At 63.7% G+C, this 2,109-nt stretch carries 3 protein-coding genes; all 3 read right to left on the bottom strand.

The features are described from left to right. Positions 1-524, bottom strand: a 524-nt coding sequence (locus ACQKPE_RS26345; RefSeq protein ID WP_427669624.1) for a histidinol dehydrogenase, incomplete at its 3' end; no start/stop codon positions are given. Positions 525-658: 134 nt separating this feature from the next. Then, positions 659-1,294: an ATP phosphoribosyltransferase gene (gene hisG / locus ACQKPE_RS26340; protein WP_427669622.1), complete on the bottom strand. Its 636-nt coding sequence runs from the start codon at positions 1,292-1,294 to the stop codon at positions 659-661. Between the two features lie 91 nt (positions 1,295-1,385). Further along, positions 1,386-2,109 (bottom strand): UDP-N-acetylglucosamine 1-carboxyvinyltransferase (locus tag ACQKPE_RS26335; RefSeq protein WP_427669620.1); only part of this gene is annotated, 724 nt, incomplete at its 5' end.

The raw sequence follows: 2,109 nt of genomic DNA, 5'->3' as shown, positions 1-2,109 counted from the left end.
TTGATCTCGCCACGCGGGGTCGGCACTACCATCACGACCTCGCCGACGCCAGCCACCTTGGCCGGGATGGCGTTCATCAGTACCGACGACGGGTACGACGCCTTGCCACCAGGCACGTACAAGCCAGCGCGGTCCAGCGGGGTGACCTTCTGGCCGAGCACGGTGCCATCGGCTTCGGTGTACTGCCAAGAGTCCTGCTTCTGCCGCTCGTGGTAGATGCGCACGCGGTTGGCGGCGGTTTCCAGGGCCTGGCGCTGGGCTGGGGTGATGCGGGTCAGGGCTTGTTCCAGGCGTTCACGGCCGAGAATCAGCTCGCCCATGGTCTTGGCATCCACGCCATCGAAGCGCTGGGTGAATTCCACCAACGCCGCATCGCCACGCTCACGCACGGCCTTGATGATGTCGAGCACACGCTGGTTGACCGCGTCGTCGGACACACTTTCCCAGCTCAGCAGATGATCCAGATGTCGGGCGAAATCCGGGTCAGCAGCGTTGAGACGGGCAATTGCAGTGGACACGGTCATGGCGAGGGCCTCGGTTGTTAACGAATGCTCAGGCGCCCAAGGCTACCAGTCGATCCGCGCGGGCACCCGAGAAAAAAGGCTATGACGCGGATAGACGGGCGCGGCAGCAGAGGCCGCGCACAGTCGGTAGAGAGTCAGCCGCGGTGTCGCGACTCGACCGCTCCGCGCAGCGTGTCGATCAGGCTTTGGATACGGGCGTGCTGCATTTTCATGGAGGCCTTGTTGACCACCAGGCGCGAGCTGATCGTGGCGATCAGTTCCTGGGGTTCCAGGCCATTGGCACGCAGGGTGTTGCCGGTGTCGACCACGTCGATGATCTTGTCGGCGAGGTTGATCAGCGGCGCCAGCTCCATCGAGCCATACAGCTTGATGATGTCGACCTGGCGGCCCTGTTCGGCGTAGTAGCGCTTGGCGACATTGACGAACTTGGTGGCCACGCGCAGACGCCCCTTGGGCTCCGGCGCACCGGTGACGCCGGCGGTCATCAGCTTGCACTGGGCGATCTGCAAGTCCAACGGTTCGTACAGGCCTTGGCCGCCGTACTCCATCAGCACGTCCTTGCCCGCCACCCCGAGATCGGCTGCGCCATGCTCGACATAGGTCGGCACGTCGGTAGCACGCACGATCAACAGGCGCACATCGTCCTGGGTCGTGGGGATGATCAGCTTGCGGCTCTTGTCCGGGTTCTCGGTCGGCACGATACCGGCCTCTGCCAGCAGCGGCAGGGTGTCATCGAGAATGCGGCCCTTGGATAGCGCGATGGTCAACATTGGAACGTCGGTCCTTAAGCGTCTACTGCCGGCCGGGCACCTGGCCCGGCCGTATACGATTCGGTTGGCGCGTCCCTGCGCCAATCACAGACTAGCCCGGTACGCGACGGATCTTCGCGCCCAGCATCTGCAGTTTTTCCTCGATGCACTCATAGCCACGGTCGATGTGGTAGATGCGGTCGATCAGGGTATCGCCCTCGGCGACCAGCGCCGACAGTACCAGGCTGGCAGAAGCACGCAGGTCGGTGGCCATGACTGGCGCGCCCTTCAGGGCCTTGACCCCAGTGACGATGGCAGTGTTGCCTTCGACCTGGATCTGCGCGCCCATGCGGTGCATTTCATACACGTGCATGAAGCGGTTTTCGAAGATCGTCTCGATCACCGCACCGGTGCCTTCGGCAATGGCGTTGAGCGAGATGAACTGCGCCTGCATGTCGGTCGGGAACGCAGGATACGGGGCGGTACGCAGGTTCACGGCTTTCGGCCGCTTGCCGTGCATGTCCAGCTCGATCCAGTCTTCGCCGGTGGTGATGTCGGCGCCGGCTTCCTTGAGTTTTTCGAGGACCGCTTCGAGGATGGTCGGATCGGTGTCCTTGACCTTCACGCGGCCACCGGTCACGGCAGCGGCAACCAGGTAGGTGCCGGTCTCGATACGGTCGGGCATCACGCGATAAGTCGCCGAAGCCAGGCGCTCGACGCCATCGATGGTGATGGTGTCGGTACCCGCGCCCTGGATCTTCGCGCCCATGGCGATCAGGAAGTTGGCCAGGTCGAACAGCAGCACTGCCAGGATCGGCCCGCCCAGCGACTCGATC

Origin of the sequence: Pseudomonas sp. NPDC089554, assembly GCF_050280645.1 — a bacterium.
Lineage (GTDB): Bacteria > Pseudomonadota > Gammaproteobacteria > Pseudomonadales > Pseudomonadaceae > Aquipseudomonas.
Note: the sequence above shows the minus strand (reverse complement) of the source record. Positions and strands in the feature narration are given on the sequence as shown.